26 protein-coding genes and 1 riboswitch are annotated in these 23,938 nt (G+C 45.4%); all 26 genes read left to right on the top strand.

Features of this window, described 5'->3' with window-relative positions; all coding sequences use genetic code 11:
- Positions 1-1,476: an AAA family ATPase gene (locus tag EYS13_RS05040; protein ID WP_227767805.1), complete on the top strand. Its 1,476-nt coding sequence runs from the start codon at positions 1-3 to the stop codon at positions 1,474-1,476.
- A gap of 573 nt (positions 1,477-2,049) precedes the next feature.
- Positions 2,050-3,429 (top strand): metallophosphoesterase family protein, encoded by a 1,380-nt coding sequence (locus EYS13_RS05035; protein ID WP_227766538.1) that lies wholly within the window; start codon positions 2,050-2,052, stop codon positions 3,427-3,429.
- Between the two features lie 43 nt (positions 3,430-3,472).
- The gene (gene thpR / locus EYS13_RS05030) at positions 3,473-4,045 is read left to right on the top strand and encodes an RNA 2',3'-cyclic phosphodiesterase (protein WP_227766535.1); all 573 of its coding nucleotides are present in this window, start codon (positions 3,473-3,475) and stop codon (positions 4,043-4,045) included.
- A gap of 61 nt (positions 4,046-4,106) precedes the next feature.
- Positions 4,107-5,129 carry a recombinase RecA gene (gene recA / locus EYS13_RS05025; RefSeq protein WP_227766532.1) on the top strand — a complete coding sequence of 341 codons (1,023 nt, stop codon included), beginning with the start codon at positions 4,107-4,109 and terminating at the stop codon, positions 5,127-5,129.
- 15 nt (positions 5,130-5,144) lie between these two features.
- Positions 5,145-5,654, top strand: coding sequence for a regulatory protein RecX (locus EYS13_RS05020; RefSeq protein WP_227766530.1), 510 nt, complete (start codon positions 5,145-5,147; stop codon positions 5,652-5,654).
- 334 nt (positions 5,655-5,988) lie between these two features.
- Positions 5,989-7,527, top strand: a complete 1,539-nt coding sequence (gene rny, locus EYS13_RS05015; RefSeq protein WP_227767803.1) for a ribonuclease Y — start codon at positions 5,989-5,991, stop codon at positions 7,525-7,527.
- Between the two features lie 137 nt (positions 7,528-7,664).
- Positions 7,665-8,183 carry a hypothetical protein gene (locus tag EYS13_RS05010; protein WP_227766528.1) on the top strand — a complete coding sequence of 173 codons (519 nt, stop codon included), beginning with the start codon at positions 7,665-7,667 and terminating at the stop codon, positions 8,181-8,183.
- Between the two features lie 124 nt (positions 8,184-8,307).
- Positions 8,308-9,093, top strand: a complete 786-nt coding sequence (locus EYS13_RS05005) for a TIGR00282 family metallophosphoesterase (RefSeq protein WP_227766526.1) — start codon at positions 8,308-8,310, stop codon at positions 9,091-9,093.
- A 110-nt stretch (positions 9,094-9,203) separates the two neighbouring features.
- The gene (spoVS, locus tag EYS13_RS05000; RefSeq protein ID WP_227766525.1) at positions 9,204-9,464 is read left to right on the top strand and encodes a stage V sporulation protein SpoVS; all 261 of its coding nucleotides are present in this window, start codon (positions 9,204-9,206) and stop codon (positions 9,462-9,464) included.
- 213 nt (positions 9,465-9,677) lie between these two features.
- Positions 9,678-10,625, top strand: coding sequence for a dipeptidase (locus tag EYS13_RS04995; RefSeq protein ID WP_227766523.1), 948 nt, complete (start codon positions 9,678-9,680; stop codon positions 10,623-10,625).
- 20 nt (positions 10,626-10,645) lie between these two features.
- Positions 10,646-11,533: a PHP domain-containing protein gene (locus EYS13_RS04990; RefSeq protein ID WP_227766522.1), complete on the top strand. Its 888-nt coding sequence runs from the start codon at positions 10,646-10,648 to the stop codon at positions 11,531-11,533.
- The gene (locus EYS13_RS04985; RefSeq protein ID WP_227766520.1) at positions 11,520-12,710 is read left to right on the top strand and encodes an LL-diaminopimelate aminotransferase; all 1,191 of its coding nucleotides are present in this window, start codon (positions 11,520-11,522) and stop codon (positions 12,708-12,710) included. The genes EYS13_RS04990 and EYS13_RS04985 overlap by 14 nt, the downstream gene beginning before the upstream one ends.
- Before the next feature lie 78 nt (positions 12,711-12,788).
- Positions 12,789-13,037, top strand: a complete 249-nt coding sequence (locus tag EYS13_RS04980) for a translation initiation factor 2 (protein WP_227766519.1) — start codon at positions 12,789-12,791, stop codon at positions 13,035-13,037.
- 111 nt (positions 13,038-13,148) lie between these two features.
- A riboswitch (cobalamin riboswitch) is annotated at positions 13,149-13,317 on the top strand.
- Positions 13,318-13,530: 213 nt separating this feature from the next.
- Positions 13,531-14,106: a bifunctional adenosylcobinamide kinase/adenosylcobinamide-phosphate guanylyltransferase gene (cobU, locus tag EYS13_RS04975; RefSeq protein ID WP_227766516.1), complete on the top strand. Its 576-nt coding sequence runs from the start codon at positions 13,531-13,533 to the stop codon at positions 14,104-14,106.
- A 2-nt stretch (positions 14,107-14,108) separates the two neighbouring features.
- Positions 14,109-15,224 (top strand): cobalt-precorrin-5B (C(1))-methyltransferase CbiD, encoded by a 1,116-nt coding sequence (gene cbiD, locus EYS13_RS04970; RefSeq protein WP_227766514.1) that lies wholly within the window; start codon positions 14,109-14,111, stop codon positions 15,222-15,224.
- A gap of 2 nt (positions 15,225-15,226) precedes the next feature.
- Positions 15,227-15,844 (top strand): precorrin-6y C5,15-methyltransferase (decarboxylating) subunit CbiE, encoded by a 618-nt coding sequence (cbiE, locus tag EYS13_RS04965; RefSeq protein WP_227766512.1) that lies wholly within the window; start codon positions 15,227-15,229, stop codon positions 15,842-15,844.
- On the top strand, positions 15,831-16,418 hold the full coding sequence (gene cbiT, locus EYS13_RS04960) for a precorrin-6Y C5,15-methyltransferase (decarboxylating) subunit CbiT (RefSeq protein ID WP_227766510.1): 588 nt from the start codon (positions 15,831-15,833) through the stop codon (positions 16,416-16,418). The genes cbiE and cbiT overlap by 14 nt, the downstream gene beginning before the upstream one ends.
- Positions 16,415-17,146 carry a precorrin-2 C(20)-methyltransferase gene (gene cobI / locus EYS13_RS04955; protein ID WP_227766507.1) on the top strand — a complete coding sequence of 244 codons (732 nt, stop codon included), beginning with the start codon at positions 16,415-16,417 and terminating at the stop codon, positions 17,144-17,146. The genes cbiT and cobI overlap by 4 nt, the downstream gene beginning before the upstream one ends.
- Positions 17,128-17,883, top strand: coding sequence for a precorrin-4 C(11)-methyltransferase (gene cobM / locus EYS13_RS04950; RefSeq protein ID WP_227766506.1), 756 nt, complete (start codon positions 17,128-17,130; stop codon positions 17,881-17,883). Before cobI ends, cobM begins: the two co-directional genes overlap by 19 nt.
- Complete coding sequence (locus EYS13_RS04945; RefSeq protein ID WP_227766504.1) at positions 17,880-18,953, top strand: cobalt-precorrin 5A hydrolase; 1,074 nt, start codon at positions 17,880-17,882, stop codon at positions 18,951-18,953. The genes cobM and EYS13_RS04945 overlap by 4 nt, the downstream gene beginning before the upstream one ends.
- A 20-nt stretch (positions 18,954-18,973) precedes the next feature.
- Positions 18,974-19,663, top strand: coding sequence for a precorrin-3B C(17)-methyltransferase (gene cobJ, locus EYS13_RS04940; protein WP_423055323.1), 690 nt, complete (start codon positions 18,974-18,976; stop codon positions 19,661-19,663).
- Positions 19,660-20,436 (top strand): precorrin-6A reductase, encoded by a 777-nt coding sequence (gene cobK, locus EYS13_RS04935; protein ID WP_227766492.1) that lies wholly within the window; start codon positions 19,660-19,662, stop codon positions 20,434-20,436. The genes cobJ and cobK overlap by 4 nt, the downstream gene beginning before the upstream one ends.
- The gene (locus EYS13_RS04930; protein ID WP_227766491.1) at positions 20,421-20,789 is read left to right on the top strand and encodes a sirohydrochlorin chelatase; all 369 of its coding nucleotides are present in this window, start codon (positions 20,421-20,423) and stop codon (positions 20,787-20,789) included. The genes cobK and EYS13_RS04930 overlap by 16 nt, the downstream gene beginning before the upstream one ends.
- Before the next feature lies 1 nt (position 20,790).
- Positions 20,791-21,408 carry a precorrin-8X methylmutase gene (locus EYS13_RS04925; protein ID WP_227766490.1) on the top strand — a complete coding sequence of 206 codons (618 nt, stop codon included), beginning with the start codon at positions 20,791-20,793 and terminating at the stop codon, positions 21,406-21,408.
- Between the two features lie 12 nt (positions 21,409-21,420).
- Positions 21,421-22,986, top strand: coding sequence for a cobyric acid synthase (locus tag EYS13_RS04920; protein ID WP_227766489.1), 1,566 nt, complete (start codon positions 21,421-21,423; stop codon positions 22,984-22,986).
- Positions 22,971-23,924 (top strand): adenosylcobinamide-phosphate synthase CbiB, encoded by a 954-nt coding sequence (gene cbiB / locus EYS13_RS04915; RefSeq protein WP_227766487.1) that lies wholly within the window; start codon positions 22,971-22,973, stop codon positions 23,922-23,924. Before EYS13_RS04920 ends, cbiB begins: the two co-directional genes overlap by 16 nt.
- Positions 23,925-23,938 lie beyond the last annotated feature (14 nt).

Genomic DNA, 23,938 nt, shown 5'->3' with positions numbered 1-23,938 from the left:
TTGCTGCTAGAAGCAGGAATAGGTGCGGGGTTAGCGCTTTTTTTATTCCTCGCAATGCTAGGCTATAATATAGTTCCCTTTGTCTTAATCCTGGGTATAAGTGCCCTATTTTATTTCATGGTAGTTCAAAAGGGCATGCTCAACTTACAAAGTAGGAACAGATATGTTGGGGTTAAGATCAGCTTTGATGATATCGGAGGTCAGAATACTGCTAAGCGAGAATTGATTGAAGCATTAAATTTCATCGTCTCTGGCGACAGACTACAAAGTTTGGGGATAAGACCTCTTAAAGGAATCCTGTTAACAGGACCGCCTGGTACCGGGAAAACTTTGTTGGCTAAAGCTGCAGCCGCTTACACCGATGCAGTTTTTTTATCAGCGGCAGGCTCTGAGTTTGTGGAGATGTATGCCGGTGTTGGTGCCCAAAGGGTAAGAGATTTGTTTAAACAGGCCAAGGAATTGGCTAAAAAGGAAAAAAAGACGAGAGCTGTAATATTTATTGACGAGATTGAAGTTTTAGGTGTAAAAAGAGGCAGCCATAGCAGCCACCTGGAATATGACCAAACTTTAAACCAGCTACTGGTGGAAATGGACGGCTTAAAAACAAGTTCCGACGTGAAGGTTTTGGTTATTGCAGCTACAAACCGGGTTGATATGTTGGATCCAGCCCTTTTACGGCCGGGCCGCTTTGACAGGCAAGTTAAGGTTGATTTGCCGGATAAAGAAGGCCGGCTGCAAATCTTAAAAATTCATACCAGGAATAAACCTTTGGACCAGGAGGTTGACCTGGAAAGCATAGCGCAAGAGACCTTCGGGTTTTCGGGTGCTCACTTGGAAAGCCTGGCCAATGAGGCTGCTATTTATGCTTTACGGGACAATGAAACTACTATAAAAAGTCATCATTTTAAAGAAGCGGTAGATAAAGTAATGTTAGGTGAAAAACTGGACAGGCGGCCTACCACTGCGGAATTGGAAAGAATCGCCATCCACGAAGCCGGCCATGCAATCATCAGCGAAACAGTAAGGCCTGGCTCGGTAGTGCATCTAACTGTTACACCGCGGGGACAGGCTTTAGGTTATATGCGTCAGAAACCGGAAGGAGACTCTTATCTTTATACAAAAAGTTATCTTTTAAAACAGATTAAAATTGCTGTGGCCGGCGCGCTGGCTGAGGAGATGATCTTGGGTGAGCGCAGCACAGGTGCTGCCGGGGATTTCCAGGAAGCAGTTAAATTGGCCAGGCAAATAGTGGTAACCGGACTGTCAGAGTTAGGCATAGTTGATGCTGAAAAAGATGACCAGGCGATCAACACCAAAATAAAAGAAATACTGTATGGCCAGGTTGAAGAAGTTAAGAGGATTTTGACTGCCCAATTGCCGCTTTTGTATCAGGTGGCGGCAGATTTAAAAATGCAGGAAAAAATTAGCGGTGAGCGGTTGAGGGAATTAATCGCCACGTATAGCAGATGTGCATAGCGGAGGCTTAGTCTTCCGCTTTCTCATTTTTTTACCTATCCTGATAATAAACTGCAACGTCTATGTCCTGTCGCTCCCACTGTCTGAACCAAGAGCACCAACTACTCGCCACGGACTTCCAGCGGCACGCGCCTCGTTTAGTCCCCAGTCACCAGTCATCAGCCGCCAGCAGGCTACGCCGTCATTAGTTGTTAGTCATTAGTCGTTAATGTTAAACATAAATGGTTATGGTAATAACGTGCAACTAAGGACTAACCAACTAAAGACGCGGTCGCAGGCCGCAACTGGGGACTAGGGACTGGGGACTGGTGACTTACTGCTGCTAGGTCGCTTCCACGGGCATAAACGTATATAATAATTTTCATTGTACTGCTGGTGTTACGATAGCAGCATGGTGTCTACCCTGTTTAAATACTAATTATTTACGAAAGCACAGTAAATGTAGAAGCGCACCTGGGAAGCGGTATAGGTCTTAGGAGGAAAACTAATACTAGCACCGATTAATTTTATGGGGGGATACTTATAAACCGGCAGAGATTTACGGCTTTAATCATGGCTGTAATAGGAGCATTGGTGGTTGCAGGATTATTTGCTCAAATGCGCTTTAATATTACTGCCTTTGAATTTCAGTTAAGTATAGACTTTTTGACAAAAAACATTACGGAAATAGTTATTCCACCCATAGGGACTATTTTTGCCGAAACCCATTGGACTCCTGTCAGGATAAGTTTGCTCCTGCGCAGCATTGATTTGGAGGCGCTAAAAGATATCCTGGAGCAAGGGGTGAAGCAGCAGGAACTGCTTGATAAGGTAGTAACCGAGCTAAACCGGGTTATAAAAATATTCTTATTGCGCATGCTGGCTTTGGGGACGCTTGGTGGAACCCTCGGCATTTTAGCGCTCCACCGCAAGCGGATCATGTCCTATTTTAAAGGAGCGCTAGCTGGATTGTTGATTATGGCCTGCTTACTTTACGGTACTTATTACAGTTATGATCTCAGTAAATTTCAAAATCCCCATTTTGAAGGAGCATTGCAAGGTGCACCTTGGATGATTGATCTATTTCAAGAAGCTTTAGTAAAGGTGGATATTTTAGGGAAACGCATGCAGGTTATGGCCGCCAACCTTTACCAGCTTTTTGAGCGTCTGGAACAAGTGGAACCCATTGAAGACGATATACACGGCCTAAAAATCTTGCATGTCTCTGATATTCATAACAATCCTGCGGCTTATGATTTTATTGCGCAGATAGCAGACAGTTTTGGGGTGGACGTTATAGTCGACACAGGGGATATTTCAGATTTCGGAACACCTTTGGAAGCTAAACTGGTGCAGAGATTGCAAGAATTGAAAGTACCCTATCTCTTTGTGGCCGGTAACCATGATTCTCCCACAATTCTTGAGGCCCTGCAAAATATTAATAACGTTTTGGTCGTCAATGACCGGATTTTCAATGTGAAGGGTATCAATTTTGCCGGGATAAACGATCCTGCCTCAGTCAGCACCCGGGTAATCCCACCACCTGAAGAAAAAATAACTGAATATGCGAACCGCTTAAGAGGTCTAATTAGGGTTTCAGAGGTTTGCCCCGACATCCTGATGGTGCACAATCCTTGGCTGGCCAGACAGTTTGCAGGTCAGGTGCCGGTTATACTTTATGGACATAATCACCGTTATTCTATTGATGAAGGAAAAGGATCGGTGTTAGTAAATGCAGGAACAACAGGCGCTGCCGGCGTTAGGGGTTTAATCGAAACTAACGAAATCCCCTATAGTTTGGCGTTATTGCATTTTAAAAAGGATTCGGCTTGGACTTTGGTAGCCGCTGATACTATTAAAGTATTTAACCTTAAGAGTGGTTTTTCTGTGGAACGCAGGGTGTTTGTCCCTTATTTTGAAGATAAAACGGAAAACAATGTGGGAGCAGGGAATTTAACAGCTTACAGCGAATAATTGGAAGAGCAATTTGATTTGAACCGGACTGGGAGGTAGTGAGTTGCGCCTGTTTCTCGCTATACATCTTACACCTGAGCTGAAGAATGTGCTGGCTGAGCAGCAAGCTGAACTAAAACGTAAAATCACTGGAGTAAAATGGGTTGAACCGGAAAATATCCATTTAACTATCAAATTTTTGGGTGAAATAGCCAAAGAAAACCTTCCATATTTAATTACAAAGTTTAAAGGGGCTGCAGGCAAATTCAAACCTTTTGATCTCAAAGTAAAAGGGATGGGAGCCTTTCCAACTTTAGCGAGAGCCCGCATCATCTGGGCAGGAATTGCCCAGCCATGGCCCGTATCGCTGCTTGCTTTACAAGCCGGGCTTGAGCAGGTGCTCCTGGAAAAGCAATTTTGTACCCTGGATAAGAATTTTTATCCCCATCTCACTTTGGGAAGGGTCAAAAAATCATCGGGGGGACTTAACTGCAGTGGCTTTTTATCTTCAACGGCTGATAAGGTTTTCGGCACCAGCCGGGTTGATGCTTTTTACCTGATGCAAAGCGTGCTTCACCAAACAGGTCCGTGTTATACAGTAGTCCAGCGGTTTCCGCTGAATTTGGAAAATAATTGACATTTTCCAGGAAATAGTCTATAATCACCCTATTCGAACAGATGTTTTATATAGGAGGTTGATGTTAGTGAACGATAAAGCTAAAGCGTTAGAAATGGCTCTAACCCAAATAGAGAAACAATTTGGCAAGGGGTCGATTATGAAACTGGGTGAAGCGGCTTCGGCTTTGCAGGTAGAGGTAATATCAACAGGAGCATTGGCATTGGATTTAGCTTTGGGAGTGGGTGGCGTACCCAGGGGCAGGATTATTGAGGTTTACGGTCCGGAATCATCTGGAAAAACTACTGTTGCTTTACACATCATTGCGGAGGCACAAAAAAATGGTGGGATTGCAGCTTTTATCGATGCCGAACATGCCTTAGACCCGGTTTATGCCCGGAATTTGGGGGTAGATATAGATAATTTGCTGGTTTCCCAACCCGATACCGGAGAACAAGCCCTGGAAATTGCTGAAGCGTTAGTTAGAAGCGGTGCGGTGGATGTGATAGTGGTTGACTCGGTGGCCGCTTTGGTACCACGGGCCGAAATTGAAGGAGAAATGGGTGATGCCCATGTAGGTCTGCAAGCTCGTTTGATGTCGCAGGCCTTACGTAAATTGGCGGGGGCCATCAGTAAATCCAGGACTATCGCTATTTTTATCAACCAGCTAAGGGAAAAGGTCGGGGTTATGTTTGGCAACCCGGAAACTACGCCTGGAGGAAGGGCTTTAAAGTTTTACGCTTCCATCCGGCTTGAAGTGCGCAGAGTGGAAACACTGAAACAAGGTGCAGATATGGTTGGAAGCAGGACAAGGGTTAAAGTCGTAAAAAACAAGGTGGCGCCTCCTTTTAAACAAGCTGATTTTGATATCATGTATGGCGAGGGAATATCGAAAGAGGGCAGCATTATCGATTTAGGCACGGAATTAAACATTATTCAAAAGAGCGGGGCCTGGTATTCATATGGGGAAGAACGTCTGGGTCAAGGGCGCGAGAACGTGAAGGAGTTTTTAAAAACCCATCAGGAAATAATGCAGTTAATCGAGCAAGAAATTCGAAATAAAGTTAATGAAAATCACCAACTGCTGCCCCAGGCTAAAGGATAACAGCAATACTGCCCTATGAGTGAATTAAGCAAAACTGCCGGCAAAGCGCTCGGGGTGGCACTGCGAATTCTTGGCCATCGTTCGTGTACAGTTAAAGAACTGGAAACTAAGATGCTGGCAAGAGGTTATCCCGCGGAGACCGTGGCTTGGGTGATAGAATACTGCCTGGAAAGAAATTATCTCAATGATCGAGAGTTTGCAAGACAATGGATTTCCACCCGTACGCGGTTGAAACCCATGGGAAAATGCCGGCTAAAACAGGAACTAAAGCAAAAAGGTTTGGATCAGGAGGTTATTTACACACAGTTAGAGGAACTTCTTCCGGCAGAAATAGAACTTGATCTGGCTACCGAACTTCTGTCCAAAAAGCTGCATGGTTCCCAGCCTTTGGATAAAAAGAAAAAATACCAATTATACCGGATGCTTTTAAGGCGTGGCTTCAGCGGAGAACTTGCCCGACAAGCTATATGTAGGGTTACTGAGGAGGCTGAGCTGCCAGAGCTCGATCTTGAACACTTAGATTAACGAACATTTAGATTAACTTGACATCTTTTTTTAAGAATATTACAATACTATCGGGAGAAACTACGTTAGGACTAGACACCAGATGTATGGTATTTAAATAGATGGTTCGCAATGTTCTTTGGTAGCAACTGTGTGATCTGCCAAATCATTATGGCTACTACAGTTAGAACAATGAATCGTTTTAAATACAGTGCTTATGCTTCTACAGGCATAAGTTTGTTAAAACCGCACATCTGGGGATGTTAGTTTCTAATGTACGCCGAGTTTCTTACTCGGCTTTATTTTTTAGAGCTCCAAAATGTTTTAGTAGATTGCAAAGAATGGAGGTGAGACTATTTACTGGAACTATTATTTTATTACCTTGCTTTTAGCCATAGGGGCATTCATTGGTGGATATTTTCTTCGTAAATCTTTAGCTGAGGCTAAAATCGCATCGGCCGAGGAAGCGGCTAAAAAAATAGTGGAAGAGGCTGAAAAAGAGGCTGAAGCTAAGAAAAGAGAAGCGATTTTAGAGGCTAAAGAAGAGGTTCATAAGTTGCGTAATGAAGTTGAGCGGGAAAATAGGGAACGCCGTAACGAATTGCAAAGAATAGAAAGGCGGCTCCTCCAAAAGGAGGAATCTCTCGACCGCAAAACAGAAGCAATTGAACGCAAGGAAGAAAGTTTGCATAAAAAGGAACAGGAATTAGAAAAGCTCAAAGCGAATGTCAACGAGATTTACACTCAACAAGTTGCTGAATTGGAAAGGCTTTCAGGACTGACTTCCGAGGAGGCCAGGGAAATCCTCTTAGCAAATGTAGAAGAAGAAATTAAACATGAAACAGCCATGCTGATTAAAGAAATTGAGACCCAGGCCAAGGAAGAAGGGGAAAAAAGAGCCAAAGAGATCATCACTCTGGCAATTCAACGCTGCGCTGCTGATCATGTGGCAGAAACAACCGTTTCTGTGGTACCGTTACCCAATGATGAGATGAAGGGCAGAATTATCGGTCGTGAAGGCAGAAATATTCGCACCTTGGAAACTTTAACCGGAATAGATTTGATTATCGATGATACTCCGGAAGCGGTCATTCTGTCCGGTTTCGATCCGGTAAGACGGGAAGTAGCGCGCATTGCTTTAGAAAAGCTCATTGCTGATGGGCGTATTCACCCGGCTCGGATTGAAGAGATGGTTGAAAAAGCCCAAAAAGAAGTTGAGCAAAAAATAAGAGAAGAAGGCGAGCAAGCTACATTTGAGACTGGCATCCACGGCTTACATCCCGAGTTGGTTAGGTTGTTGGGGCGGTTGAAGTACAGAACAAGTTACGGGCAAAATGTGCTTAAGCATTCGGTGGAGGTAGCCCATTTAGCTGCTTCCATGGCAGCCGAATTAGGCGCAGATGTCCAATTGGCAAAACGGGCAGGTCTTTTACACGATATAGGCAAAGCTGTTGATCATGAAGTTGAAGGACCGCACGTTACGATTGGAGTTGAATTGGCCAAAAAATATAAGGAGTCACCGGAGGTTATTCATGCCATAGCTGCTCACCACGGGGATGTTGATCCCCAAAGCATCGAGGCGGTGCTGGTACAAGCTGCTGATGCTGTATCGGCTGCACGCCCAGGAGCTAGGCGTGAAACTCTGGAAACTTATATTAAACGATTGCAAAAGCTTGAGGAAATTGCAGATTCGTTTGAAGGTGTGGAAAAATCCTATGCCATTCAGGCTGGGCGTGAGATTCGCATTATGGTTAAGCCTGATAAAGTAGATGATTTAAGTGCAGTACGCCTGGTTAGGGATATAGTGAAAACCATCGAGCGGGAATTGGAGTATCCCGGTCAAATCAAAGTGGTGGTTATCCGGGAAACCAGAGCGATTGAGTATGCTAAATAGGAAAAGCGGCTCCCCAGGAGCCGCTTAACATTTTTACCAAAAAATTTAGCGGCCCCGATGTTGCCAAGCAGGCAGGAATTCGCTAGCCGGTGCAGAAATTAAAACATATGGACAAAGTATGGGGGCAGGTGTAACCTTTGAACTTGAAATATAAAAATGGGGATGAAGTATCCGATAGCATAGGCTTATTAATTTCAATCCTTGTCAGGTATCCGGAGGTTGGCTCCACTAATTATGATCCTGAAAGCCGAAAATTAGCTTTAACTTTTACTCTTTCACAACTGCTGGATAATGAACCTCTACAACAATTTAAAAATAAATGTATTTCCTGCATTGAGACTTTTCACTATCTGGAAAACAGAAAGCCAAACATTTTAAACCTTAAGTATTCGGCTTACGAGGGCTTAACCGTGCTGGAAGTGCAGCGGGACGTAGAAACAATTACCCATAATGAGATTGCTTTAATAATCTCCTTGCTTCACCAGGATTTTGCCAACATCCTGGTAGCCGATGCAAATGACAGTTTAATGGAGGAAGATTTGGAACTGCAAGAGGAAATGATCGGCCATGCGCTGGAAAACATTAAAGGTTCTACTTTAGATAAAAAATTAATAGCTTTTCGCGAGGAAGGAAGAGTTTTGGTTTTTAATAAGTAACCAGTGTGCTTCTTTAATTTGGGACACATTTAAAAATGTGTCCCAAAAAAATTATGTAAGCCGGTATGGATTATTGATCATTTGGAAAACTATGGTAACAAATCTGGTTCGACGGGGGTTACAGGTGAAAATTTTATTTTTAGGGGACGTGGTCGGTCGACCAGGTCGCCAAGCCATTAAAATGTTTTTAAAAAATTATGTTAGTGAACATTGCATAGATGTAGTTATTGCCAACGGAGAAAATGCGGCAGGTGGGAATGGCATCACCAAGGAAATTGCCAAAGAACTTTTTTCCTATGGAATTGACGCTTTATCTATGGGAAACCACATCTGGGATAAAAAAGAAGTCCTAGGGTTTATAGATAACGAAGACAGGATAATCAGGCCCGCTAATTACCCCCCAGGTACACCCGGCAAAGGCTATACTATTTTGAAAACAAAAAAGGGCAGCAAACTGGGGCTGCTGAACCTTTCGGGCCGTGTTTTTCTATCTAATTTGGATTGCCCTTTCCGAATTGGCGAGCAAATGGTTAAGGAGCTACAGGCAATTACCAAGAACATTATTGTAGACTTCCATGCTGAAGCTACTTCGGAAAAAGTGGCTTTTGGCTGGTTTATGGATGGTAAAGTCAGTGCTGTCTGTGGGACTCATACCCATATTCAAACCAGTGATTATAGAATTTTGCCTAAAGGTACTGCATATATTACTGATGTAGGAATGACCGGGCCTCGGGATTCGGTGCTAGGCGTAAAATCAGAACTGGTAATTAAGAAATTTTTAACCCAAATGCCTGTTCGTTTTGAGGTTGCCAGTGGCATAATGCAAGTTAATGGAGTAGTGATCGAGCTTTTTGCCGATGGCAAAGCAAAACATATTGAGCCTTTAGTTCTTATCGTGCAAGAAAATTAGATAATTCAAATTAATTTACTGCTAAAAAAAGGATTTTTTCCAAGCTAGCCGAATATATCATTGCAGAGGGGATTCTCTCATCAACTAGACGTCAAAGGGAGGTCAAATTGATGGAAGTGTTGAAAGTTTCAGCAAAGTCCAGCCCAAATTCTGTCGCCGGTGCACTGGCCGGGGTTCTCAGGGAAAGAGGAGGAGCTGAGATCCAGGCTATCGGGGCAGGAGCATTAAACCAAGCTGTAAAAGCAGTAGCCATCGCTCGCGGATTTGTAGCGCCCAGTGGAGTAGATTTGATTTGCATCCCGGCATTTACCGACATTCAAATTGATGGAGAAGAGAGAACTGCTATTAAGTTGATTGTAGAACCCCGCTAAGAACGGGTTAACGCTGTTTGAAGTGAATTTGTTGCCTGTATTCCTGAGAAGGAATACAGGTTTTTGTTTGCACATTAGCTTCGTTCCAATTGAAACCGCTTATTCTCTCTCCCCTAGCAATTTTTTACGGTTATAGTTTCACAAGTTAGTCATAGCATCTACTGTGCGGATTAGCTTTGCGCCCGCCAAGTATCCTTTAGAAAGGGGTTTGAAATGATGCTTGTGGTAGATGCTCATTGTGATACCATGCTTGATGTAATTAGGGGCAAAAGAAGGCTAGGCACAAGATCATCACAAGGCCATGTAGATTTGCCTCGTTTATTGGAGGCTGGTGTAAAAGTACAGATTTTTGCCTTGTTTATTGAAACGGTGTACAAACCTAATGGAGCGCTGCGCAGGGCGCTGCAGCAAATAGCAGCATTCTATGAGGAAGTAGAAAGTAACCGGGACCGATTGAAGGTGATCACCTCACGGCAGGATTTACAGCAGGTGTTAACCAGCGCAGGTACTGTAGGGGCAATTTTAAGTATAGAAGGCGGGGAGGCTTTAGAAGGCGATTTAGGAGTATTAGAGTGCCTTTTCCGTTTGGGGGTGCGTTGTCTCGGTCTGACCTGGAATCAGAGAAACGCCATTGCTGACGGTGTGGGTGAAAGGTTAAGCAAAGGAGGTTTAACCTCATTTGGCAGAAAAGTGGTTAATAACATGAACCGACTGGGAATGGTAATAGATCTGGCCCATATAGCGGAACAAGGCTTTTGGGATGTTCTCGAAGTAACTACCAAACCCCTTTTAGTGTCTCACGCCAACTGCCAAAGCGTCTATAATCATTACCGGAATTTAAACGATGCCCAGATAAAAGCCTTGGCCCAAAACCAAGGGGTTTTAGGGGTCACATTTGCACCTGAATTTGTAGCCCAGGAAGCCTCCGTTGCTAAGGTTGTAGAGCATATTGACCATGCCTGTCAATTGCTAGGAAACGTCTTACACGTTGGCATTGGTTCTGATTTTGACGGTACCGATCCTATGACGCCAGGCTTGGAAGATGTGACCAGACTTTCGAATTTAATTGCCGGACTTGATAAAAGAGGATATAAGACAGAGGAAATTGCAAAAATACTGGGTAAAAATATTTTACGGGTTTTAGAGGCAAATTTAATCTAAAATCTAAATGGATGTTTTAGTTGCCTGGAGCCTGTAGACACGATAAAATACAGATAATTAAGGTGAACATGATGTTAGCTGATTTACACATACATACCACAGCTTCCGACGGCGCCCTTGCTCCCGCAGCGGTAGTAAGGCTGGCCCAAAGCAAAGGTCTGGCAGCCTTGGCGGTAACTGATCATGATACCACGGCAGGACTGGAAGAGGCTCTATCAACCGGTAACATGCTCACCATAACGGTAGTGCCGGGAATAGAATTAAGCACCCAGTTTGCCGATACAGAAATTCATATCTTAGGCTATTTTCTTGATTTTCGGAATGAGCCGCTGCAAAACAGGCTGGCGGATTTGCGCGCTGACCGAGTAAACAGAAACAAAAAAATACTGAAAAAATTACGTGACTTAGGATATAAACTGGATTGGGAGAGGGTTTTGGCACTGGCAGGAGAAGGCAGCGTCGGAAGGCCGCACATAGCTCTTGCCTTAAAAGAAAAGGGATACGTGGCCACCGTGGAGGAAGGATTTCAAAAATTCTTAAACCGTGGTGCTCCGGCTTTTGTACCGAGAAAAAAATTACATCCTCAGGAGGGTATTGATCTGATTAAAGCGACCGGAGGGGTGGCTGTGCTCGCCCATCCTGGTTTGCTGGGTGATCAGCGCCTGGTCAAAGAATTGATTCTGGCAGGCATACAGGGGATCGAGGTTTATTATCCACTACATAGCGAGGACGACAAGAGAAATTATTTGAGCTTATGTAAAACATACAAGCTAATTGCCACCGGGGGTTCCGATTTTCATGGCATAGGCACTGAAAGCAAAGCTGAAATCGGGGCCGCAGTGGTTCCCTACCATGCAGTTAAAGCTTTGGAAAAAGCAAAAGGAGGAGTAGGAAATGGAGCAAGCTAGCAGGGTGAAAAAACTGGGTTCGGCTATTTTTAGTGAAATGGATAAATTGAGCAAAGAAGTTAAAGCCCGCGGGGTGGATATCATCAATTTGAGTATAGGGAGTCCTGACCGTCCGCCGGCGCCTCATATTGTGGAGGCACTACAAGCTGCTGTAGCCGACAAGAGTATTTATGGCTACGCTTTAACCCAGGGGCTGGATGTTTTCAAGGCTGCCGTAGCTGAGTGGTATGGTAAAAGATTCAATGTCCAGTTGGATCCGCAGAATGAAGTGCTCTCCTTAATGGGGTCACAAGATGGTCTTGGCCATATTTGCTTGGCCTATTTAAACCCGGGGGATATTGCTTTAGTTCCCGAACCGGGATATCCTATTTACACAGCAAGTGTAATGTTGGCCGGAGGTAAGAAAGTTGCGGTGCCCCTTCAAGCAGACAATAATTATTTGCCCAAGTTGCAGGATATACCCGAAAAGGTTGCCCGCGAGGCCAAACTGTTGTTTTTAAATTACCCCAATAATCCTTTGGCAGCAGTGGCTGACTATGAATTTTTCTCGGAAGTGGTTGATTTCGCAAAAGAATATGATCTGATCGTCTGTCATGATAATGCTTATTCAGAACTTGCTTTTGACGGCTTCCGACCTATTAGTTTTTTGCAGGTTCCGGGTGCAAAAGAGGTAGGGGTGGAGTTTCATTCCTTTTCCAAGACTTATAACATGGCTGGATGCAGAATAGGTTTTGTAGTCGGCAATCGTGAAGTTATTGCCGCTTTAACTGCAGTTAAAGCGAATTTAGATTACGGCATTTACAAAGCTGTGCAGTTAGCTGCAGTGGCTGCTTTAACCGGGCCCCAGGATTATGTGCGGGAAAACGCCGCTGTCTACGCCAGAAGAAGGGATGTACTGGTGAATGGTTTAAGAGACCTGGGGTGGGATATGCCGAGACCAAAAGCAACTATGTTTGTCTGGGCACCCTTGCCCAAAGGATACACCGATTCCTACGCTTTTGCTGTAGAACTTTTACATAAAACCGGCGTAGTTGTGGTGCCCGGTATAGGATTTGGTCAACTTGGTGAGGGATATGTACGCATTGCCCTGGTAGAGGAGGAAGAAAGATTACGGGAAGCAGTAGCAAGGATTAAGGCAAGTTTTGATTTCAAGGTTACGGAAAATAAACCGGCCTAGGTAAATTGAGTTGTCAATAAAACCATTGCCCGTGCATATAATTTTATGGGAATTTTTCTATGGACGGGTGTGGTACTGTTGGATAGTCTTAAAGAACAAGAACTTTTGAAACGGATTAGTCAGCTGGAAGAAAAAGTAGCGCAACTGAGGGTAAGCCGCCGCGTTCTGATCCAACTTGTTGAAAGAATAGAGCGGGAAAAGGCTGAACTGCTTCAGCGAGCGGAAAGGGAAAAACGCATTTTAAAACTGCAAAACGCCAGGTATGCGCGCTTAATCTTCGAACGGAACAGACAGCTAGCCCTGCTGCAAAATAAACAAAGCCAATAACCAAGGCAGCTCCTGATACGTTTGTTTTATAACTTGTCAAAAAAATGGGTATGAGCTATAATTGATACTGATCAGTTAATTCTCAGTCCAGCTGACAAAATTTTAAAAATTTTAATATAAAACCTCATGGGTGAAGTTACAGGAGAAGGGAATCAGGTGAAAAGCCTGAGCGGTCGCGCCACTGTAACGGGGAGAAGCCTCCATAGCCACTGGTTAAACCGGGAAGGCGGAGGAAGGAATGAACCGTAGCCAGGAAACCTGCCTATAACTTTGCGCAATGTCCTTCGCGTTAAGGGACAGGCGTTAAGCAGCTTATTAAGACCTCAGCCAACCTAGCGTAGGCGAGGTCTTTTTGTCTAATCTGAAAATATACTGTATCGTTTTTTGCCAATCGCTCCAGAGTCATTTTCATCCTATTGTTGGTGCCGCGCTAGCGGGCATTGGTGCTTACTCTGAAAACATAAGTTCATTGGAGGGTAAGAGGGGTGAGCTTTTGCCAGGAAAAATTTTTCTAGTTACCGGTGGGACCAGAAGCGGTAAAAGCGCTTTTGCCGAGAGACTGGCCGCGCAAATTTCCGCTGTTGTTTCTTATATCGCTACAGCTGTGATTACTGATGAAGAAATGCAAGCTCGGGTTGACTTGCATCAGCGGCGCAGGCCTGCTGGTTGGGAAACTTTGGAAGAACCGTACTGTGTATCGGACTTGATAGGGAAAATTGGGGCACCGGAGAAAGTTTTTCTTTTGGACTGTTTATCTGTCTATGTGAGCAATTTGCTTTGGAGGAATAACGCTGATAATGATGAAGAAAACAGGGCAGCGGTGCTCGCTGAAGTCCGGGCGATCTTACAAGCAGCTAAAAACACGGGTTCAACACTGATCATTGTCTCCAGCGAAGTAGGCTTGGGCCTGGTACCAGACAACCGCTTAGGCAGGTTTTACCGTGACCTTTTAGGTGAAGCGAATCAGGAAGTAGCAGAGACTGCTGAGGAAGTTTATTTCGTGGCGTCCGGGATTCCTCTGGCGCTGAAGCGTTTGCACAAATTTATGCAATCTACTGAAAGGGATTGAAAATGGACATGTATCGCTACTATGAAGGGAGAATGTGGAAGAGGGGTTACACCACCGGCAGCTGTGCTGCAGCCGCAGCCAAGGGGGCTGTATTAGCTTTGGTCAAAAATCAGCAAGTGAAGGAGGTCGAAATTGTAACACCTCTCAATACCACGCTCACAATTCCTGTGCATGCTCTAGAAATCAATCAGAAAAGCGCAACCTGCAGCGTAATCAAGGATGGCGGCGATGATCCCGATATAACTCACGGGTTGGAAATCAAAGTTAAAGCCGTAATGAAGGGATCTACAATAGAGATTAGAGGTGGTAAGGGAGTTGGAACTGTTATGAAACCGGGTTTAGCAGTGTCTCCCGGTCAGCCGGCTATAAATCCGGTACCTCGAAAAATGATTCAGGAAGCAGTGCAGCCATTGCTGGAGGCAGGTCAGGGGGTCGAACTGGAAATAATTGTGCCTGGGGGAGAAGAAGCAGCAAGAAAAACCCTTAACCCTAAATTAGGTATTGTAGGGGGAATTTCCATTCTAGGTACTACAGGAATTGTGGAACCTATGTCGGAGGAAGCCTTTAAGTCTTCCCTAGTTCCCCAGATCAGCTTGGCTTTGGCCATGGGATATAAAACACTAGTGCTGACTCCCGGCAGGATGGGGCAAAGGCGGGCCATGGAAAGGTGGAGGTTGCCGGAAGAAGCAGTTGTGCAAATGAGCAATTTTGTCGGTTTTATGCTGCAGGAATGCTGTCAACGACAAGTTGCAAATTTAATCCTGTACGGTCATATTGGCAAATTAATAAAAATAGCCGGTGGAATCTTTCACACTCATAGCAAAGTAGCCGATGCCAGGTTAGAGATTCTTACCGCCCATGCAGCTCTACAAGGCGCTTCTATGGAGGTGATCGACGCCATTATGGGGGCCAATACTATCGAAGAGGCAGTAGGAACCGTAAAAGAAGCCGGAATGGATTTTCTTTTTGAAAAGTTAGCCCAGAGAGTCAGCGCCAAAGCAAGCGAATTCGTACAAGGGAAAATTAAAATTGGCACTATCCTTACCTCTTTAAGTGGGGAAACTCTGGGACAGGATGAAAGTGCTTCGCTATTATTGGAGGAATTGAGGTGTAATTGAGTTTGCTACACGTAGTTGGTATTGGACCAGGGAGCAGGGATTATTTAATTCCGAAAGCAGTGGACACTGTAAACAACGCCCAGGTTTTGGTAGGCGGCAAAAGAGCCTTAGCCCTTTTTCCCGAACACCGGGGTGAAAAAATGGTAATCACCGGCGATCTGCCTAAAGTTATTGCTTTTATCCGTAGCAACTTACATAAAGAAATTGCCGTTTTAGTGTCAGGAGACCCCGGCTTTCACAGCTTACTCCCCATAATCAGAAAGTCGTTTCCCAGCGAGCGGATTCAAGTTATTCCAGGAATTAGTTCTGTGCAGTTGGCCTATGCCAGGCTGGCATTGCCCTGGCAGGATGCAACCTTGCTAAGCCTGCATGGCAAGGAATTAAGCATTCTAAAAGAGTACCTGACTGCTCCAAATCTGGCTCTGCTCACAGATCCCGTAAATTCCCCTTCTCAAATAGCTGCTTACTGGCTGGAGAACGGGGGAACTGATTGTACCGTTTATTTATGCGAGCATCTAAGCTATGAGGATGAAAATGTCCAGCCCTACCTAATGTCTGCCTTAGCGAACCAGCAGAAAACCACCCCATGTGTGATGGTGATTAAAAATGAGCAAGCTTGAGTTTGGAGCGCCCGGCATACCTGATCATTTTTTTGAGCGGGGACAAGTCCCCATGACCAAGGAAGAAATCCGCATCTTGACTTTGGCCAAGGCTCAGCTGAAAAAGAACAGTATTGTCTATGATGTTGGTGCCGGTACAGGTTCCATCAGCGTTGAAGCAGCTCTACTTGTTCCGGAAGGTCAGGTTTTTGCCGTGGAAAAAAAACCTGCCGGCGTTGTCTTAATTAGGAGGAACCGCGACCGTTTCAGTCTCAAAAACTTACATGTTGTGGAAGGAAGCGCCCCAGAAGCGCTCCATACTTTACCCAAGGCGGACCGAATTATTATCGGAGGCACCGGCGGGCAACTGCTTACCATTTTAGACACTTGCCATAGCAAGCTAACCCGTGATGGAATTATAGTGCTTAACGCTATTACCCTGGATACTTTATGGCATGGCATCGCCCGTTTAGAAGAATTAGGCTATAAATTGGATATTGCAGCGGTAAATATTGCGAAGCTTTTGCCTTTAGGCTCCACAAAAGCTTTCCAAAGCAATAATCCTGTGTATATCATAAGGGGAGTGAAAAGATGAAAGGAAAATTTATTGGCATCGGGATAGGACCAGGCGACCCTGAGCTTTTGACCCTAAAGGCATTAAGGCTGCTGCAGGAAACTGAAATAATCTGTGTGCCCAAAGCAGGCAAGGAAAAAAAAAGTATAGCCCAAAAAATCATCGAGCCCCATCTGACTGGGCGCCAAAAAATTGTGGAATTGGTTATGCCTATGACTAAGGACAAAGTGGAATTACACACTTATTGGACCAATGCAGCCCAAAAAATTATGGAGTACTTGCGCCAGGGAAAAAATGTTGCTTGTGTGACTTTGGGAGACGCCAGCCTGTACAGCACTTATAGTTATTTGCAAAAATACATCACTACTTTGGACCCGGAGATAGAGGTAGAAACGGTGCCGGGAATAACCTCGTTTGCCGCTGCCGCTGCCCGTTTGAATCTTTCATTGGCGGAGGGAAACGAAAGGCTGGGAATACTGCCTGCAGTTGAAGATGTGTCCGACTTGGACAATATTTTGGATAAATTTTCAAATTTGGTTCTAATGAAAGTTTCGGCACAGTTTCAGGAAATTGTGGAGGCTCTGGAACGAAAGTCCCTAGCCCACCAGGCCGTGATGATCAGCAGGTGTGGTCAGCCGGGCGAGAGGATCGTAAGGGATCTTCCTTCGCAAAAAGGAACTAAGCCAGATTATTTATCTTTGATTCTGGTCAAACAAGGAGGGGATGAGGAATGCAAGTTTACTTCATAGGCGCGGGACCAGGCGATCCGGAGCTGATTACTGTTAAAGGACAAAAACTGATTGCAGCGGCAGATGTGATTATTTATGCCGGTTCCCTTGTTAATCCGGAATTATTTTCCCAGGTCCGTCCCGGGGTAGAAATTTATAACAGTGCTACAATGAACCTGGAAGAGGTAATGGATGTAATGCTCTCAAGTGTCCGACAAGGGAAAGTGGTGGCCCGGGTGCATACCGGTGACCCAAGCATCTATGGTGCAATCCGAGAGCAAATGGACATCCTGGAAAAACATGGGGTCCCGTATGAAGTTGTGCCGGGGGTAAGTTCCTTTTTAGCTGCTGCAGCCAGTTTAAAAAAGGAATATACTTTGCCAGGGGTTTCCCAGACGGTAATTCTTACCCGGGTGGAAGGCAGGACCCCTGTCCCGGAAAAGGAAAGGTTAATATCTTTGGCCGAGCACCAAGCTACCTTATGTATTTTCCTGAGCGTTCATTCACTTAAGGAGATAGTAGAGGATCTTAAAACCGCATATCCTGAGGATACTCCCGTCGCTGTAGTTTACAAAGCCTCCTGGCCGGAAGAAAAAATAATCCAGGGAACTTTAAGTACTATAGCGAAACAAGTTGAGGAGGAGGGCATCTCCAAAACGGCCTTGGTGTTAGTGGGCAGATTTCTGGGGGATGAATACGATCTTTCTAAACTTTATGATGCCAATTTCAGCCATGGTTACCGGAGTGCGGAAAAATGAAACTGGGCATAATTGCCTTGACTCCTAAGGGTGTAGAATTAGCTCAAAAAATTTCTGCTCTTTGGCCTGATGCAGCAGAGCTTTACTACCCTTTAAAAGTGAAGGGAGTGTCTGGCGGCACTGGTTTTTCCGAACCACTTCATTCTGTGGTCCCGGATTTATTTGTCCGGCACAAAGAACTGCTGTTCATTATGTCCCTGGGTATAGTGGTGCGCGTGATCGCCCCTTGCTTAAAAGATAAGTACAGTGACCCGGCCGTAGTGGTTATGGATGAAAAAGGGCAGCATGCAATCAGCGTACTTTCGGGACATCTGGGAGGCGCCAATAAACTTGCTGCACAAATTGCCGCTTTAGTTGGCGCCAGGCCGGTGATTACCACGGCCAGTGATTTGCAAGGCAAAATGGCCTTAGACGTGCTGGCCAGGGAAAAGAAGCTGGTAATCGAACCAAAAGAAAATTTAAAGCACTTAAACAGCGCTTTGGTGCAAGGTGAACGGGTAACCGTTTATTGCGATTTTAACCAGGAAGATTTATCCGCTTTACAGGAGTTGATTGGCAATTGGGCGGAGATCGCCCCTTTAAACGGCTATTCTGTCAACGCCAAACATGCGGTGGCTTTCATCACCAATAAAAAACTGCGCGAGCCCACCGTACCGTATATTTACCTGCGGCCCAAAAACCTCTGGGTAGGTGTAGGCTGCAGGAGCGGCACTAGCCAAGAGGAAGTTCTTACGGCTATCTTAGAAGCTTTGGAGCTTACAGGCAGATCTATTTATAGTGTCCATTCCATCTGTTCGGTAGATCTCAAAGCGGAAGAACAGGGTCTTCTGGAAGCTGCGAAGCTTCTCGGGCTGCCACTGCAATTTTTTTCGAAAGATGAGTTAAAGAGCAGGATCAAATCAGACAACCTCAGCAAATCAAGCTTTGTACTTGAAAAGATTGGAGTTGAAGGAGTTTGCGAACCGGCAGCATTGTTGGGAGGGAATTCAGCGCATTTAATTTTACCAAAAACGCGGTGGCCGAAAGTAACTGTGGCAATCGCAGAGGGCAGTTGGCGGTTGTTGGAATAGGTCCCGGGGCAATCGAGGACATGACCATTAAAGCTTACAACACCATCTTGACTGCCGATGTTATAGTTGGTTACAAAACCTATTTGCATTTACTGCAGCCAATCTTGCAGCAGCAAGAGGTTGTGGGGACAGGCATGACCAAAGAAGTGGAACGGTGTCAAAAAGCACTGGAGTTGGCGGCTTCAGGCAAAAAAGTGGCGGTTGTATCCAGTGGGGACCCCGGTGTGTACGGAATGGCCGGTTTGATTTTGGAATTGGCGGCGGAGCAAAAACTTTTGGAAGAGATAGACATTTCCATAGTCCCGGGAGTAACGGCAGCCAACGCCGGCGCCGCAGTGCTGGGAGCCCCATTAATGCATGACTTAAGCATAATCAGCTTGAGCGACCTTTTAACACCCTGGGAACTAATCTTAAAGCGGTTGGAAGCAGCCGCAGCCAGTGATTTTGTGCTGGTGCTCTACAATCCCAAAAGCCATAAAAGGGTTGAACAAATTTTAAAAGCCCAGGAAATAGTCATGAAATACCGTTCAGGGGACACGCCGGTTGGGGTAGTGAAAAACGCTTTGAGAGCAGGAGAAGAAATGTGGATCAGTGACTTGCAAAGTTTTACTGCTTTGCCCATTGATATGTTCACTGTTGTTATTATAGGTAACTCACAGACTAAAGTTCAGGCAGGACGCATGATTACACCAAGGGGGTATACCTGGTGATCCTGGTCTTAGGCGGTACCAAGGAAGCTGGTGAAATTATTCAAGTGCTAAGCGCCCAAGGTTATAAGCTTTTGGCCACAGCCATCAGCGCTTATGGTGGTGAACTGGCAAAAGCCAGCGGTGCAACGGAAATTTGGGTGGGTTCATTGGATGACCGTTCGCTTGCTGAACTGATCACCAAAAAGAAGATTAAGGCAGTAATTGATGCCACCCATCCCTATGCCACAGCTATTACCCAGCTGGCATCGGAGGTTTGCGCGGCTACGGGAATTAAATATTTCCGTCATGCCAGACCTTCAAGCAAGCTGGATTCGGAGCCGGGGAGTTTGTACTGGGTAGATTCTTACGCAGCAGGGGCTGAATTGGCATTTAAACTGGGAAACGTAGTGATGACTACCACAGGTTCCAAAAATCTGGCCCCTTTTGTATCTGCCAAAGGCCCGGAGCAAAGGTTGGTAGTAAGGGTTCTGCCTGAAAGTTCTTCAATTGCCGAGTGCAGGAAGTTAGGTTGTCAGCCGAGGGATATTGTTGCCCTGCAAGGACCTTTTTCAGTTACACTCAATAAGGCGCTTTTTCAGGAATACGGGGTGGAAGTTATAGTTACCAAAGAAAGCGGTACAACCGGCGGTGTGGATACCAAACTGAAGGCTGCCTTGGAAATGCAGTTACCGGTGGTAATTATCCGCAGGCCGCAAGAACCGGTAAATAAAATCTGGTCTACCGCAGAGATTTTAAAAGTTCTCAAGGAGGAAGCAACATGGCGCTTGGAGTAGTAATTTTAGGACATGGCAGCAGGCTGCAAGAAGCTAATCAAGGGCTTGATGCCATTGTAGAAATGATCAAAGTTAAAATGGCAAACACCTTTGTGGAAAAAGCTTTTATGTCGCAGGCTGAGCCAACCCTTGCTGACGCAATTGCAAAGCTCTCACGGCAAAACACGGAAAGGATTGTAGTCATGCCCCTATTCCTTTTCCCCGGAATGCATGTTCAGCAGGATATACCTGAAATTCTAGCGGAGGAAAAAGAAAAATACGCAGGGAAAATAGAGATTGTTTTAGCACAAAATTTGGGCAGTGATCCGAGAATTGCAGAGATTGCAATTGATCGCATCCGGGAGGTAAGTTAGCATGGATTACATTACGGACCCTGTTTTGATTGAGCAAAAGAGCATGGAGATCATTCGAGGCCTTTTAAAGGATACTGTTTTAACCGTTCAGGAAGAGGCCGTCATTTTCCGGGTAGTTCATACCACAGGTGATCCCAATTATGCTGCGCTGGTTAAAATGCATCCGGAGGCAATTTCCATAGGTATTCAAACTTTGGCAGGAGGCTGCAGCGTCTTTACCGATATCAAAATGGTCAAAAGCGGCATCAACGCCAGAAAAATTGAAACTTTAGGCGGTGAAGTTAAGTGTGCTATTGATGTACCGGAAGTGATTGAACTGGCACAAACAAAAGGAATTACCCGTGCGATGGCTGCCATGCTGCATTTTAAAGAGGATTTAAATGGGAATATCGTAGCCATCGGCAATGCACCCACCGCTTTGTATCAACTGCTGCAATTGGTTGACAGTGAAGGTATAAAACCTGCTTTGATAGTAGGCACACCGGTGGGATTTGTGGGTGCAAGTGAGTCGAAAGAATTGTTGATGCAATCGGGTATCCCCTACATCACCGTCAGAGGCAATAAGGGAGGCAGTACCGTTGCCGCTGCCATTGTCAATGCACTGCTTAAATTGGTCTAGGGAGTGAAAACATTGGCCAGGACTATTATGCTTCAGGGGACCAGTTCAAATGTAGGAAAAAGTGTCCTAACCGCAGCTTTATGCCGCATTTTTAAGCAGGATGGATTTAAAGTAGTCCCCTTTAAATCTCAAAATATGGCACTTAATTCTTTTGTTACCAAAGACGGCGGCGAAATGGGCCGGGCCCAAGTGGTGCAAGCCCAGGCTGCAGGCCTTGAACCAGCAGTGGAAATGAACCCAATTCTGCTGAAACCTACAGGCAATGCCACCTCGCAGGTAATTGTGCTCGGTAAGCCGGTCAGGAATATGGGAGCCAAGGAATATCACCTCAATTTTAACACCACTGCTTTAGGTGTGATTGAAGACTGCCTAAAGAAATTTCACCGACAGTATGAAATAATTGTAATCGAAGGCGCAGGCAGCCCGGTGGAAGTTAATTTGAAACCACGGGATATTGCCAATATGAAAATAGCCAAGATGGCAGATGCGCCGGTACTCCTGGTTGCCGATATAGACAGAGGAGGGGCTTTGGCTTCTATCGTGGGAACTCTGGAACTTTTAGACCCGGATGAAAGAGACAGAGTAGCCGGAATCATCATTAATAAATTCCGCGGGGATCTTGACCTTCTGCGCCCGGCTTTGGAATTTATTGAGCAAAAAACCGGCAAGCCTGTTTTAGGGGTGGTGCCTTATTTCCGCGATTTCTCCATTCCGGAAGAGGATTCGGTAGCTTTAGAAGAGCGCAAGTGTAATGTTTTGCGCCAAGACAGCGGCAACAAGTTGGATATTGTTGTGGTCAGGCTGCCCCACATTTCAAATTTTACTGATTTTGATGCGTTGGCCTTGGAAATGGATGTGGAGCTAAGGTATGTGGAAGATGAGGAAAAAGTAGGACAACCGGATCTAATCATACTACCAGGCAGTAAAAATACCATAGCAGACATGGAATTTTTAGAGCAAAACGGCTTAGCCGGTGCTATTAAGAATGCCCATGTCAATGGGGTTCCTGTGATTGGGATCTGTGGAGGTTATCAAATGTTGGGTGAGTGGCTGCATGATCCCTTGCAGACCGAGTCTAATTTAGGCTCCAAAAAGGGTTTGGGCTTGTTGGCAATGGAAACTTATTTTGAACCTGAAAAGATAACTACTCAGGTTGAGGCCGAAGTTTGCGGTACCGGTTCCTTTTTAGCATCCTGTCGTGGACAAAGAGTCACCGGTTATGAAATTCATATGGGTAGAACCACCTTAAAGGGCGATTTACAACCTGCATTCTACTTAACAAAACGTGGCGGCAAAGAATGTTCCGAATGGGACGGTGCAGTTAATGACAAGGGCGATGTGCTGGGAACCTATTTGCACGGAATATTTGATAATGATGAGTTTCGCCGCCATCTTTTGAATGTTTTAAGGCAAAAGAAAGGATGGGCGCCTCTTGGGGAATCTACTGCTAGCTTTGCGCTACAGCTGGAACGGGATTTTGACAAGCTGGCCGAGGTTGTCCGTTCCAGCTTGCAGATGGATTTGCTTTACAAAATTATGGGCGTCGAGCGGGGTGAAAGGAGTTGGGCCATTTCCTAAACCCGGAGGTTTTTTTACTGGCCGTAGCATTTGATTTGCTAATCGGTGATCCTAAATGGCTCATTCATCCTACGCAGATTATGGGCTATTTAATTGCGGGTTTGGAGAAACAGCTGCGCCGTTTTACCTCTACGGCTACCCAGGAACTGTGGGCAGGCGGTTTGCTGGTAGGCATAGTGGTACTGTCGGTTTATCTGGCAGCATTCCTGCTTGTTTGGTTTAGCCACCGCCTTAATTACTGGTTAGGTATGGTTGTTTCAGCGTGGCTGTTATCCACCACTATCGCCATCAAAGGGCTGGCCCAGGCTGGCTTAGATATTTTCCGGGTTTTGCAGTCCGGCGACTTACTCACAGCACGCAAAAATTTGAGCTACATTGTGGGTCGGGATACCGAGCATTTAAGCACGGCTGAAGTGGTTCGCGCTACAGTGGAAACAGTTGCTGAAAATATAGTGGATGGGGTGATTTCTCCGCTTTTTTACGCCATACTTGGGGGAACTCCCCTTGCCTTTGTGTACCGGGCAATCAATACTATGGATTCTATGCTGGGGTACAAAAATGAACGTTATCTTTATTTTGGCCGGGTGGCTGCCAGAGTTGATGACGCAGCCAACTATATACCCGCCAGGGTAACTGCCGGGCTTTTATTGTTGGCTGCTAAAATATGCGGGCTCAACTGGCGTAAAGGCCTGCACCACCTGAAAAGTGACGCAAATAAGCATCCCAGCCCAAACAGCGGATTGCCCGAGGCAGCCGTAGCAGGTGCATTAGGCGTCGCATTGGGCGGTTTAAACTTTTATGGCGGCATACCTTCTCCCAGGGCGGTAATGGGCGAAGCAATCTATGAATTGGAACCGAAACACATTTTGGAAGTTGTGCGCCTTTTGTACTGTACTTCAGCTCTTGGGATCCTGTTTGGTTTAGCCACTTTGTTATAGTGAAAGGGGTTATA

Source organism: Zhaonella formicivorans, from assembly GCF_004353525.1.
Taxonomy (GTDB): domain Bacteria; phylum Bacillota; class DUOV01; order DUOV01; family Zhaonellaceae; genus Zhaonella; species Zhaonella formicivorans.
This window is presented reverse-complemented; position numbering and strand designations above follow the sequence as displayed.